This is a genomic window from Deltaproteobacteria bacterium (assembly GCA_016875395.1).
GTDB lineage: Bacteria > Myxococcota_A > UBA9160 > UBA9160 > UBA6930 > VGRF01.
In genome coordinates, this window is the sequence record VGRF01000051.1 from 1 (window position 1) to 11862 (window position 11862).

The window sequence follows — 11862 nt, forward strand, 5'->3', positions numbered from 1 at the left end:
ACGCGTTCTTCCGCGAGTGCCGGCGCGTGCTTCGTCCAGACGGCCGGGTCTTGATCGCGACCGCGAACAAGGACCTCAGCGATTTCAGCCCGAGTCCGCACAGCCATCGCTACTTCGGCGCGGGCGAACTCGCGCACGCCCTCGAGTCGAACGGCTTCTCGCCCACGATGTTCGGGCACCTCTCCGTGCGCGACGTCACCCTGCGCCAGAAGGTCCTCCGCCCAATCAAGCGAATCGTCGTGGGTCTTGGGCTCATGCCGAGAACGATGCGCGGCAAGCGCCTTCTAAAGCGGCTCGTGTTCGGGAAACCGGTGGTCATGCCCCGGGAGATCGCTCCGGAGGTACGCTTGAGCGTTCCGCCAACTCCGATCGCCTGCGACCGCCCGGATTTCGAACACAAGGTGATCTACGCCGTTGGTACGCTGCGAAACTCGCGCTGACGCTGTCGGGAACATCAGTCGGCTATTGGAGGGGGGCAAATGCCGGAAGGTCGCTCGGTCCCGTTCTTCAACTACCAGGCTCTCTTCACGGCCCAAGAGCCCGAGATCATGGCCGTCGTTCGCGACGTCTTGAGCCGCGGCGCGTACATCCTCCAGAGCGACCTCGTTGAGTTCGAGGCGAACCTCGCCGCGTACCTCAACGTGCGCCACGCGTTCGGCGTCGCCGACGGCACGAACGCATTGAAGCTCGCGCTACTCGCGATCGACTGCGGCCCCGGTGACGAAGTGATCGTTCCCGCGCACACGTACATCGCGAGCGCAGCAGCCGTTCACTTCGTCGGAGCCACGCCGGTCCTCTGCGAGTGCGGGCCCGACCACATGATCGACGTCGAGTCTGCGCGCAGGCTCGTCAGCAAGCGAGCGAAAGCACTCATGCCCGTCCAGCTCAATGGCCGCACGGCGAACATGGAGGCGGTGCTTCTCCTTGCGCGCGAGCAGGGTCTGCACGTAGTCGAGGACGCCGCGCAAGCGCTGGGCTCGCGCTTCGATGGCCAAGCGGCAGGCACCTTCGGCGCGGCGGGAACCTTCAGCTTCTATCCCGCGAAAGTGCTGGGCTGCTTCGGCGACGGCGGGGCGGTCGTCACGAACGATGACGCGATCGCGGAGCGGATCTCGCTGCTCCGCGATCACGGGCGAAATCGCGATGGCGAGGTGGTTGCGTGGGGTACGAACTGCCGCCTCGACAATCTGCAAGCCGCGGTGCTGAATCTCAAGCTCGCGAGTTTCGATGCCGCGCTCGAACGCCGCCGCGAAATCGCGCGCCGCTACGACGAGGGACTGCGCGACCTCGCGCAGCTCCGCGTGCCGCCCCCGCCGAACGCCGATCCGCGTCACCACGACATCTTCCAGAACTACGAGATCGAAGCCGAGCAGCGCGATCAGTTGAAGAAGTACCTCGAAGGTTGCGGCGTTCGCACGATCGTCCAGTTCGGCGGGAAGGCGGTGCATCAGTTCGCGGGTTTGGGTTTCACGGGCGTGCAGCTTCCCAAAACCGAGGAGATGTACCGGCGCCTGCTGCTGCTGCCGATGAATACGACGCTCTGCGATGACGACGTGAGCTACGTGGTCGAGTCGGTGCGGGCCTTCTATCGCGGGCGAGCCTGATGGCCGCGAAGCCTACGCGGCCGTCGGAACTGGGCGGCCTCGCGGATCCGGCGGAGTTCACCGCTCCGATCGCGATCGACGGAGTCGAACCCGAAACGCTGCGTGGTTACCTGCGCTCGATGCTGAAGATCCGAATCGTCGAGGAGGTCGTCGGCGAGCTGGTGGAGCGCGGGCTCGCCCGAGCGCCGTGTCACTTGGGAATCGGGCAGGAAGCCGTCGCGGTCGGAGTCTCTGCGCAGCTCGAGGCGACTGATCGGGTGTTTGGCGGACACCGCTCGCATGCGCACTACCTGGCCTTGGGGGGCGATGTCTATCGCCTGCTCGCCGAGATCCTGGGCAAGGAGGACGGCACGTCGAAGGGCATGGGCGGCTCGATGCACCTGCTCGGGCGCGAAGTCGGTTTTCACGGGAGCGTTCCCCTCGTGGGCGCCACGATTCCGATCGCTGTCGGCGCAGGGCTCGCCTGCAAGATGGATGGGCGCGGCGCGATTGCCGTGAGCTACTTCGGAGACGGAGCTGCTGAGGAGGGGGTCTTCCACGAGTCGATGAATCTCGCCGCGGTGCTCCAGCTGCCAGTGCTCTTCGTGTGTGAGAACAACCTCTACTCGAGTCATCTCGACATCGGCGTTCGGCAGCCGAGCGATCGCGTCGCCCGCTATGGCGAAGCCCATCGCATCTCGAGCGTGACGGTCGATGGCAACGATGTTGTCGCGGTCGAGAGTGCGGCTAGCGAACTGATCGGCGCCGCGCGGCGTGGCGACGGCCCGGCATTGCTCGAGGCCGTCACGTATCGGCACCGGGGCCACGTGGGTCCGCGCGAGGACGTCGACGTCGGAATTCGGCGCAGCCAGTCGGAGATTCAAGCGTGGAAGGGGCGCGATCCCATTGCACGCGTCGCGAATGCAATGCAGGGGCATGAGCTTCTCGATGAGCCGGCGCTGCACGCAATCGAGGCGAACCTGCGCGAGGAGATCGCCGCGGCTTGCCAACGCGCCGAGGCCGCGTCGTACCCCGCCGACTCCGCTCTGCTCGATCGCGTCTTTGCGGAGACCAGCGCGTGAGCGCATCCGAGACGAACTACGGATCGGCGATTCGCGCGGGCTTCGAGTACCTGCTCAGCAGCTACCCGAAGGTCTTCGCGATCGGCCAGGGACTTTGGAGCCCTTGGTACGTCGGAAACTCGATGACGGACCTCGATCGGAAGTTCGGTCGCGATCGAATCATCGACACGCCCGTGTCCGAACTCGCGTGCACAGGGGCCGCGATTGGGGCATCGCTTTGCGGTTATCGGCCCATCGTGGTGCACCCGCGCATGGACTTCATGCTGCTCGCGGTGGACCAAATCGTGAACCAAGCAGCGAAGTGGTCCCACATGCTGGGAGGGCAAGTGTCCCCGGCAGTGACCGTGCGGGCGATCATCAACCGCGGTGGCGAACAGGGTGCCCAGCACTCGCAGTCCTTACACGCTTGGTTCGCTCACATCCCAGGGCTTCGCGTCGTGATGCCATCGACGCCCACAGACGCGCGAGATCTACTGATCGCGTCGGTGCTCTGTGACGACCCGGTCCTATACATCGACGACCGCTGGCTGTACGAGCGCTCCGAAGTCCTCGCGCCGCCCCGCGAGCTCGCGCTGCGCGATCAGCGCTGCGCGATTCGTCGCAGCGGTCGCGACGTCACGTTGGTCGGCGCGGGCTACTCCGCGTTCTTGTGCGAACAGGCGGCTGATCAACTCAGCGCGCAGGGCGTCGACTGCGAGGTGATCGATCCCCGCGTCATCAACCCCCTCGACGAAGCGACGATCCTCGCCTCCGTCAATCGCACACGCGCGCTTTGCGTCGTCGATGGTGGTTGGCGGAACTCCGGTTTCGCAGGCGAGGTCCTGGCGCTCACCGCGGAAGCGCTCGAGCTCGGCACGCTGCGCGTGCCGCCCATTCGGATCACGCTCCCCGATGCCCCGGCTCCCACCAGCAAGACTCTGGAAGCCATCTACTACCCGACGGTCGAGTCGATCGTGGCGGCGGTTGCGAATCAGCTGCGGTGAGGATGGAAATGAAGCGCCTGATCGACGTTTCTGTCTCTCTGCTCGGCCTGATCGCCGCGTCGCCTCTCCTGCTGCCGGTGATGTTCCTGATCTGGCTTCAAGACCGACACTCACCGCTGTACATCGCACCTCGGACCGGACTCGCCGAGCAGCCGTTCTCGATGGTCAAGCTGCGCTCGATGCGCGTGTGGGCAGACAAGACGGGCGTCGACTCGACGGCGTCGAACGACCAGCGCATCACCCCGATCGGCGCGTTCGTTCGCCGTTACAAGCTCGATGAGCTGATGCAGCTGTGGAACGTGCTGAGGGGTGACATGAGCCTGGTAGGGCCGCGCCCCAACGTCGAGCGTGAGACGCGCCTGTACACCGCAGAGGAGAAGCGTCTTCTTCGCGTACGGCCCGGCATTACCGATTTTGCTTCGATCGTGTTCGCTGATGAAGGTTCGATTCTCGAGGGACGCCCGGACCCCGACCTCGCGTACAACCAACTGATTCGCCCTTGGAAGAGCCGCCTGGGGCTCTTCTACATCGATCATCGCAGCACCAGCTTGGATCTCTTGCTGATCGGGCTGACCGCGGTTTCCTTCGCCTCGAGGAGCGCGGCGTTGCGAGCGGTCGCTAGCCGGCTTAACGCGCTAGACGCACCCGAGGAACTCGCGCGGGTCGCTCGGCGCGAGCAACCCCTCGTCGCGGCACCGCCGCCTGGGTCGCGCGAGATCGTTACGGCGCGCGCCTGAAGGACAGCGTGAGAGTCAGGGTGTACGAGAATGAGAGGATCAGTCCTAGCCGCGGCAAGCGCCCAAGCACGCAAGTCGTTCATCGCGCTAGCGATGCTCGCGGTGTGTCCCGCGGCTCTCGCCGAACCCCACATCGCCCTCGACTCGCCGCTTTGGCGCCTCGAGTCCGACGACGACGGAGTTCGCCTCTACTCGAGCCGCGTCGAGGGCACGGACATCGTGCCGTTCAAAGCAGTGATGAGCATCCCCGCGAGCATCGAGGAAGTGGCCGCGGTGCTCGAGGACATGCCGCGCCGCAGCGAATGGGTCGCGCGTTTCGGTGGAAGCGTGCTTCTCGAACGTTGGGGCGACTACGACCGAACCGAGTACGTGCGAATGCGCATGCCATGGCCGCTCTCCGACCGCACGGCCCGCGTGAGGGTCTTGGTGAGCGTCTCTCGGCACCGCAACGTCGTCTCGATCGTCGGTCGTTCCGTGCGCGCGCGCGGTCGTCCCGATCTTCCCGAGTTCGTTCTCGCTGAGGTCTATGAGAGCACCTTCCAGATGGCGAGGCGCGCTGGTTCGACTGAAGTGACAGCCCTCGCCTTCGTGGATCCCCGCGGAAATCTCCCGAAGTGGGTCGTAAACCTCTTCACGGGCAGAGAAGCGCGACGCACCCTCGTTGGCTTGCGGCGGCAGGTGGACCGCAACCTCTACGGGCCGGCGGTTCTCGGAGAAATCCGGGCGCGAATCCACCGCTTCGAAGAGGGAGCGGCCCAACCACACTGACGGCCCCGATCCGTCCTCGCGCCCCGCGAGTCGCGCGAACCCGCCCGCCGAACGCATCACGACGAGCGTGTCGCTCGAGCTCTGACGAGCGGCCAGGCGAGCGCGGCAGCGACGATCGCGACCGCAGTCGCCGCGAGCGCGGAACGCGACGACCCCGCAATCACGACGACGCAGAACGCACCGCCGATCACGGCGAGCGCGACGTCCGAGCGCTCGCCGCGAAGCAGCGCGCCCACGCAGGCGCCGGCGTAGGTGAGCAGCGCGAACAGCGTCGACGCTTCGATCAGGATTCCGAACTGCTCGCCGAGCGTGGGTGAAACGGTGAGCGCGATCGCGAGCGTGCCGATCACGCCCGCCGCGACGAGCCCGAGCGCTGGCGTGTCGCCGCTGCGCACGCGCGCGAACGCGGCGGGCAGGAGGCCGCGCTCGGCAGCGGCCTGGCTCACTTGCGCCGTGAGCAGCACCCAGCCCGCGAGCGTCCCTAACGCCTTCAGCAGCGCGAACGCCGCGATCACCGGCCCCGCGGACTCGCCGAGCGTGCGCGCTGCTGCGAGTGCGAACGGAGCGGAGGATGCCGCCAGTTGATCGGCGGGCACGAGGCCAGTCATCACCGTGCTGGCCGAGATGTAGACGAGCGCGGCGAAGGCGACGCCCGCGAGCGTCGCGATCGGGACGTTGCGCCGCGGGTCATCCACGACGGCTGCCGCGACGCACGCGCTCTCGAGCCCGGTGAAGGCCCAGAACACCAGCACGAGCGCGCTCGGAATCGTGGCCGCGACGCTCGCTCCGCCCGGATTCCACGAGTCGCGGAACAAGTCCACGTCGAAGGCGAGCCAGCCCGCGGTGGCGATCAACAGGAGCGGCACGAGGCCGGCGATCAGTAGCAGCCCGTCGAGTTGGCCCACAAAGCGCGGGCTCACGAAGTTCGCGAGTGCGAGCAGCCAGAGCAGCGCGATCGCCGCGAGCGGAATCGCGGCGCCCGTCAGGCCGGGAACGAGCGCGCCGAGATAGCCCGCAGCGGCGGTCGCGATCGCGACGTTCCCGATCAAGCAGGCGGCCCAATAACAAATCGTCGCCTGGAAGCCCGCGAACGGACCGACATCGGCGAACACGTAGCTCGCCGGTCCGCCCGCGAGCGGATGGCGATCGGCGAGGCGGCCGAAGAGCAGCGCGAGCACGAGCGCTCCGAATGCCGCGAACAGCCAGCCGATCAGCGCGACGCCGCCGACGCTCGCGAGCGTCGCGGGCAAGAGGAAGATGCCGGAGCCGATCATGTTGCCCGCGACGAGGCCAGTCGCGAGCACGACGCCGAGCTTGCGCTTGCCGTGCACCTAATGACTCGCGCGCGGTCGCGAAGACCAGCCGGGCGGCGGCTGCGCGAGCTCGCGGCTCTCGGGAATCAGCGTGCGCATGCGCGAGCCGAACCTGCGCAGCGCGACCTCACCGCGCGCGAGCGGCCCCGCGCTGAAGCTCGACGACGCCATGCCTGCCTGCACGCGTTCGATCAGATCCTTGTCCTCGATGCTCACGCGCCGGTTGACGCGCCAGTTGAGATACCGCGCGGCGCGCATCTCGCGGCGCTCGTCGGGCAGCGCGTAGGCGATCTCGCGAATCAGCGTCTCGGTCGGCGAGAGCGGAATCCACTGCATGAAGTCGACCTGATCGGGGTAGACGTCGAACGCGAAGTTCGGCCACAGCTTGAAGTAGACCCAGCGCCGCTGCGCCTCGCGCGCGAGGCCGGGCACTTCGGGCAAGAACGCCTGATAAGCGCGCTCCGACCAGTTCGCGGACGGCTCCTTCTGCAGCGCGCCCTCCATGCGATCGATCCACTCGCGCGAGTCGACGCGATAGGTGCTCGCGAACAGGCGCGTGAGCCCGGGGTGCGCGACGGAGATGTGCAGGCCGTCGGAGTAGTTGTCGCCCACGTTCTTCCAGTTCACCGCGCGCGGTCGCAAGCGCACGGCGCCGAGCGGCCGGAGCTCCTCGAAGCGGTACCGCGCGATCTCGCTCGCGAACGGCGCCAGCATCTCGGCGACGCTCGGGCCGCCGCTCGAGAGGCGCACGAACACGAAGCCGGCGCACACTTCGCTGTCGACCGGCGCGAGCCCGTTCTTCGCGAAGTCGAGCGAGGGGTAGTCGCTGCGATTGGGAACGCCGGCGAGCCGGCCGTCGAGCTCATACGCCCAGGCGTGATACGGGCACACGATGCGGCGGCAGCTGCCGCTCGCGCCGTCGAGCAGGCGCGCGCCGCGGTGCCGGCACACGTTGTGGAAGCCGCGCACGGCGCCATCTGCGCCGCGCACGACGAACAGCAGCTCCCCTGAGAACTCGAAGGTGTGGAAGTCGCCGGGCCTCGGGACGTCGCTCACGTGGCACACGACCTGCCACGACGGCCGGAACACGCGCTCGCGCTCGAGCGCGAGGAACTCCGGATCGCGGTAGATCCAGGAGGGAAGGCCGAAGTCGTCGCAGTTCGCAGTCGTCACGCGCGGCGCCTTCGCAGCTCGAAGCCCACGAGCATGATGCACACGCTCGCGACGCCGAAGCCGAGCGGCGCGCGCTGCTCGGGAATCAGCGCCATCGCCGCCACGATCGCGAGCATCCCGCCGATCGCGAGCCGCGTGAGATGCGGATACGCCCACATCTTCACGCGCAGCTTCTCGGGCGCCTCGCGTTCGAGGCGCGCGCGCAGGCGCAGCTGCGAGAACGCGATCGCGACGTAGACGAAGATCGCGACGGTGCCGTACGAGTCGACGAGGAACTTGAAGACGCGATCGGGCGAGACGTAGCTCATCAGCACCGCGACGTAGCCGAACGCGCTGCCGGCGAGGATCGCGGGCGCGGGCACGCCGCGCGCATCGAGCTGCGCGAACACGCGCGGCGCGTCGCCGCGTCGCGCGAGCGCCATCAGCATGCGCGACGACGCGTAGAGCCCGGAGCTCAGCGCCGAGAGCACGGCGGTGAGGATCACCGCGTTCATCAGATGCGCCGCGGCGGGAACGCCGAGCTCTTCGAGAGCGCTCACGTACGGGCGTGCGATGCCCGCGTCGTTCCACGGCAGGATCGTGACGACGAGGAAGATCGAGCCGATGTAGAACACGAGCACGCGCGAGATCACCGACTGCACCGCGCTCGCGACCGCGCGCTCCGGCGCCGCGCTCTCGGCCGCCGCGATGGTGACGAGCTCCGCGCCGAAGTAGAAGCCGGTCGCCGCGACGGCGCCTGTTAGGACCGGCGCGATGCCGTTGGGAAAGAAGCCGCCGTGCGCGGTGAGATTCCCGAAGCCGCCGCCCGCGCCGGGCCAGAGGCCGAGCGCCCACGCCGCTCCCGCGATCAGGAACGCGACGATCGCGGCCACCTTGATCGACGCGAACCAGAACTCCGTCTCGCCCCACGTGCGCACCGAGAGCAGGTTGAGCGCCATGAACAGCGCCGTGAGCGAGAGCGTGAAGACCCACGGCGCGACTCCGGGGAACCACACCCGTAACAAGTCTGCGCCTGCGACCGCTTCGAGCGCGACCACGATCACCCAGAAGTACCAGTACATGAAGCCCGTGAGGAAGCCCGCGCGTTCGCCGAGCGCGAGCCGCGCGTACTCGTAGAAGCCGCCGATCGCGGGGAACGCGACGGCCATCTCGCCGAGCATGCGCATCACCAGCACGACGAGCGCGCCCGTGATCGCGAACGACAGCACCGCCGCGGGGCCGGCGGCTTTCACGACGACGCCGCTGCCGACGAAGAGCCCGGCGCCGATCACGCCGCCGAGCGCGATCATCTGCATGTGCCGGCTCTGCAGCGTGCGGCGGAGAGCGGGGACGGGCTCAGGCGCCGCCAATGGTGCCCTCGGTCACCAGGTACTTTTCGCGGACCGCGGCGAAGTGAAGTCGGACTCGCGCAGACTGTTTTTCCGCTGTCTCTACGCGCGCCAGGACGTCTTCGACGAAGTGAACGCGAACGCGATCCAGGGCAGGAGGTAGGAGCGCGTTCTGCAAGCGCTCCAGCGGCGCTTGGAGCGAATCGTTCGCGCGGGGAAGCAGGAAAACGATCGCCCGGACATCGGATCGAGAGAGCAGCGCGACGTTCCTCAGAAGCTGATAGTGCGCGCAGAACTCGTCGGGTTGCAGGAACTTCGGATCGACGAATCGCTTGAGCCGAGCCCGATAGGGACTCTCGAGTCGTTGTTCATACCGTGGAGTTCTCTTGACGCTCCCGAACTCGGACTCGGTGAGCTTCACCTCGCAACACGTCGCAGCGCCCGCGTCGTTCCACCACGTCAGATCGACGTTCGTGCCCTCAGCTGGATCCGGGATCCACTCAGGTTGAATTCGCTCGACCGCCCTCGATTCGCCAAGTGCGCCAAAGAGCGCAGACGCGTCTTCGACCTGCCGAGTCATGAAGGGCAGGACGAGGTTCAGAGCAAAGGCCTGCGACGAGTTGAGGTGATGAAAGTCGCGGTGGAGCTTCAGCTCCGGGTGAGCCGCGAAGTACGCGAGGCCTTCGCTGCGTACGGACTCGATCAGGTTCAGCGGGTAGAGAGCCTTCGGGAGAATGTGCGGATAGGCCCGCTGGTTCTTGGCCCATACGCCGTTCTCGCGAACTCCAAGCCGCGTGCGCTTGTAGTTCGCGAGGTGCCGGCAGAGCGCTTGGCTGTACCGGCTCATACCCATCTCCCTAACACGTCGCGCAGAATCCCCACCGCTTCGTCAACGTGCGCGCGCTCGCTCACGAACGCGGGCGCGAGCAGCAGCGCGTCGCCGGTGGCCTTCACGTGCAGGCCCGCGTCGAAGAGGCGCTTCTGCACCTCGTTACCGGCGAGACCGGGCGTGTTGTCCTTCGTGCGCACGTCGACGCCGGCGAGGAGGCCGTAGCCGCGCACGTCGGCGACGGCGGGCAGGCTCTGCAGCGAGTGCACTTGCTCCAGGAAGTAGGGAGAGAGTGCGCGCGCATTCTCGAAGCTGCGCTCGGCGTCGAACAGCGCGAGCGTCGCCAGGCCCGCAGCGCACGCGGCGGGGTGCGCCGAGTACGTGTAGCCGTGGAAGAACTCGGGCGCGTGGCGCGGGCCGCGCTCGACGATCGTGTCGTGGATGTCGCGGCGCGCTGCAACGGCGCCCATCGGCTGCGCGCCGTTGGTGATCGCCTTGGCCATGGTGATCAGGTCGGGAGTGACGCCGAATTCCTGCGCGGCGAAGGCGCGGCCGGTGCGGCCCCATCCCGTAATCACTTCGTCGAACACGAGCAGGATGCCGTGCTGCGTGCACAGCTCGCGCACGCGCTCGAGGTAGCCGCGCGGCGGAGGCAGGCAGCCCGTCGAGCCTGCGATCGGCTCGATGAAGACGGCGGCGATGTTCGCGAAGCCGTGGAGCTGCCCGAGCCGCGCGAGGTCGTCGGCGAGCTCGACGCCCTTTTCGGGGAGGCCGCGCGTGAAGCGGTTCTCGGGCAGGTGCGTGTGCCGCATGTGCACCACGCCAGGCACGCCCGTGCCGAAGCTCTCGCGGTTGCGAACGAGGCCGGAGAGCGCGACGCCGCCCATGTTCACGCCGTGATAAGCGCGCTCGCGCGAGATGAACATCGTGCGCTGGCCTTCGCCGCGCGCGCGGTGATAGGCGAGGGCGATCTTCATCGCGGTGTCGACGGCCTCGCTGCCCGAGTTCGCGAAGAACACGCGGTCGAGGCCGCGCGGCGTGAACTCCGCCACGCGCGAGGCGAGCGCGAAGGCCTTCGGGTGCGCGCGCGTGAAGGTGGGCGCGAAGTCGAGCGTCAGCAGCTGCTCGTGCACGGCGTCCGCGATCTCGCGGCGGCAGTGACCGAGCGGCGTGCAGAAGAGCCCCGACGAGGCGTCGAGGATCTTGCGCCCGCCCTGCGTGAAGTAGTGCACGCCCTCCGCGCGCTCGAACATGCGCGGCTCGCCCTTGAACTCGCGGTTCGGCGTGAAGGGCATCCAGAAGTGGTCGAGCGCGAGCGCCATGTTGTTAGGCCTTCTTGGCGTTGAGGGCAGCGTACTTCGCGAGGTGGCGCACCGGCGGCTTCAGCGCGTCGCGGCGGAAGGGGTCGCCGAGCTCGCGCGTCACCATGATCTCGAGCACGGTCGTGCGGCCGTCGCGCTGCGCCGCGCAGGCGTCGCGCAGTGCGGGCCCGACGTCGGAGAGCTTCTCGATCGTGACGCCGTGCGCGCCGAGCGAGCGCGCCACGTTCGCCCAGCTCGGGTTCTCGAGGTTCACGCCCACGAAGCGGTCGTCGTAGAAATCGACCTGGTTCTTCTTCTCCGCGCCCCATTGCTGGTTGTTGAACACGACCGCGGTGACCGGGAGCTTCTCGCGCACGCAGGTGAGCAGCTCGCCGAAGCTCATGCCCCACGCGCCGTCGCCGACGTAACAAATCGCGGGCCGCTCGGGCGCCGCGGCTTTGCAGCCGATCATCGCGGGGAACGCGTAGCCGCAGTTGCCGAACATCATCGCGCCGAACATCGAGCGCGGGCGCTCGAACCGCAGGTACGAGTTCGCGATTTGGCAGATGTTGCCGATGTCGGTGCTGACCATCGCGCCTTCCGGCATCGCGGCCTCGAGCTCGCGCAGCGCCTGGCGTGGGTGCAGATACGCGGAGCCGCGCATCTCGCGCACGCTCCACGCGTCCTGCTCGTGATCCCAGCTCGCGCGCTCCTCGGTCCAGCGCTGCTTCTCGCGCGCGATCGTGGCGGCGCGCTCGGCGCGCG

Annotated in this window: 12 protein-coding genes; 6 read left to right on the forward strand and 6 right to left on the reverse strand. The window is 67.8% G+C overall.

Features of this window, described 5'->3' with window-relative positions; genetic code table 11:
- The 6 genes from FJ091_21425 to FJ091_21450 form a co-directional block, all read left to right on the forward strand.
- Positions 1-440: hypothetical protein (locus tag FJ091_21425; GenBank protein ID MBM4385915.1), on the forward strand; the 440-nt coding region annotated here is incomplete at its 5' end.
- Between the two features lie 39 nt (positions 441-479).
- Positions 480-1604, forward strand: a complete 1125-nt coding sequence (locus FJ091_21430) for a DegT/DnrJ/EryC1/StrS family aminotransferase (protein ID MBM4385916.1) — start codon at positions 480-482, stop codon at positions 1602-1604.
- Positions 1604-2665 carry a thiamine pyrophosphate-dependent dehydrogenase E1 component subunit alpha gene (locus FJ091_21435; protein ID MBM4385917.1) on the forward strand — a complete coding sequence of 354 codons (1062 nt, stop codon included), beginning with the start codon at positions 1604-1606 and terminating at the stop codon, positions 2663-2665. The genes FJ091_21430 and FJ091_21435 overlap by 1 nt, the downstream gene beginning before the upstream one ends.
- The gene (locus tag FJ091_21440; protein MBM4385918.1) at positions 2662-3648 is read left to right on the forward strand and encodes an alpha-ketoacid dehydrogenase subunit beta; all 987 of its coding nucleotides are present in this window, start codon (positions 2662-2664) and stop codon (positions 3646-3648) included. Before FJ091_21435 ends, FJ091_21440 begins: the two co-directional genes overlap by 4 nt.
- Positions 3649-3656: 8 nt before the next feature.
- Positions 3657-4385, forward strand: a complete 729-nt coding sequence (locus FJ091_21445) for a sugar transferase (protein MBM4385919.1) — start codon at positions 3657-3659, stop codon at positions 4383-4385.
- 93 nt (positions 4386-4478) lie between these two features.
- On the forward strand, positions 4479-5153 hold the full coding sequence (locus tag FJ091_21450) for a hypothetical protein (GenBank protein ID MBM4385920.1): 675 nt from the start codon (positions 4479-4481) through the stop codon (positions 5151-5153).
- Positions 5154-5209: 56 nt separating this feature from the next.
- Here the strand turns inward: FJ091_21450 and FJ091_21455 are convergent, their stop codons facing one another.
- The 6 genes from FJ091_21455 to FJ091_21480 form a co-directional block, all read right to left on the reverse strand.
- Complete coding sequence (locus FJ091_21455) at positions 5210-6484, reverse strand: amino acid permease (GenBank protein MBM4385921.1); 1275 nt, start codon at positions 6482-6484, stop codon at positions 5210-5212.
- Positions 6485-7639 carry an aromatic ring-hydroxylating dioxygenase subunit alpha gene (locus FJ091_21460; protein ID MBM4385922.1) on the reverse strand — a complete coding sequence of 385 codons (1155 nt, stop codon included), beginning with the start codon at positions 7637-7639 and terminating at the stop codon, positions 6485-6487.
- Complete coding sequence (locus tag FJ091_21465; protein ID MBM4385923.1) at positions 7636-8934, reverse strand: amino acid permease; 1299 nt, start codon at positions 8932-8934, stop codon at positions 7636-7638. The genes FJ091_21460 and FJ091_21465 overlap by 4 nt, the downstream gene beginning before the upstream one ends.
- 40 nt (positions 8935-8974) lie before the next feature.
- A complete protein-coding gene (locus FJ091_21470; protein MBM4385924.1) occupies positions 8975-9814 on the reverse strand; it encodes a hypothetical protein in 840 nt (279 codons plus the stop codon).
- Complete coding sequence (locus FJ091_21475) at positions 9811-11118, reverse strand: aminotransferase class III-fold pyridoxal phosphate-dependent enzyme (protein ID MBM4385925.1); 1308 nt, start codon at positions 11116-11118, stop codon at positions 9811-9813. Before FJ091_21475 ends, FJ091_21470 begins: the two co-directional genes overlap by 4 nt.
- Before the next feature lie 4 nt (positions 11119-11122).
- A partial coding sequence (locus FJ091_21480; protein MBM4385926.1) for a sulfoacetaldehyde acetyltransferase occupies positions 11123-11862 on the reverse strand: 740 nt, incomplete at its 5' end.

Bases quoted from the DNA above. Each gene is read 5' to 3' on its own strand.
- FJ091_21465 (MBM4385923.1), bottom strand. From the start codon at position 8,934: ATGCAGATGATCGCGCTCGGCGGCGTGATCGGCGCCGGGCTCTTCGTC.
- FJ091_21450 (MBM4385920.1), top strand. From the start codon at position 4,479: ATGCTCGCGGTGTGTCCCGCGGCTCTCGCCGAACCCCACATCGCCCTC.
- FJ091_21430 (MBM4385916.1), top strand. From the start codon at position 480: ATGCCGGAAGGTCGCTCGGTCCCGTTCTTCAACTACCAGGCTCTCTTC.
- FJ091_21445 (MBM4385919.1), top strand. From the start codon at position 3,657: ATGAAGCGCCTGATCGACGTTTCTGTCTCTCTGCTCGGCCTGATCGCC.
- FJ091_21475 (MBM4385925.1), bottom strand. From the start codon at position 11,118: ATGGCGCTCGCGCTCGACCACTTCTGGATGCCCTTCACGCCGAACCGC.
- FJ091_21435 (MBM4385917.1), top strand. From the start codon at position 1,604: ATGGCCGCGAAGCCTACGCGGCCGTCGGAACTGGGCGGCCTCGCGGAT.
- FJ091_21470 (MBM4385924.1), bottom strand. From the start codon at position 9,814: ATGAGCCGGTACAGCCAAGCGCTCTGCCGGCACCTCGCGAACTACAAG.